Consider the following 418-nt stretch of genomic DNA (forward strand, 5'->3'; position numbering starts at 1 on the left):
TGTTCCAGCACCGCCTCCAGGTGGCGCGCGGCATTGCTCCACGCCACCTTGGCGGGCAGCCGCGTGTGGCGCTCCATCGCAGCGAAGAGCGGCGCGCAGTGATCCATCACCAGCGGCCCGTAGCGCGCTGCGGTGCCGGCCTTGGGGCTGGCCTCTCCCAGGCCGCGCAGATGGAAATCCCGCACCAGGCCCTGGCCGTCGAAACGTATCCACAGGTCCTCCAGCGCCACGGGGAACACATGCCCCAGCACGCTCGCGGCCGCGGCCACGGGCGGCACCAGCGCGGCCAGGTAGCGCAGCGTCCACGTGGATGCCAGCGGGCGCAGATCCCGCCGCGCGCCCGCGTCCAGATGCCACACGCGGCTTCCGTAGCGGTGCAGCAGGCCGACGAGCGTGCCGGCGTCGCACAGGGCGGTCG

General features: G+C 73.4%; 1 protein-coding gene. It reads right to left on the reverse strand.

What is annotated here, in order from left to right; translation table 11 throughout:
* Positions 1-418 (reverse strand): siderophore-iron reductase FhuF (fhuF, locus tag GVL52_RS32360; protein WP_160012771.1); only part of this gene is annotated, 418 nt, incomplete at both ends.

It is taken from the genome of Rhizobium sp. 18055, assembly GCF_902706285.1.
Taxonomy (GTDB): domain Bacteria; phylum Pseudomonadota; class Alphaproteobacteria; order Rhizobiales; family Rhizobiaceae; genus Rhizobium.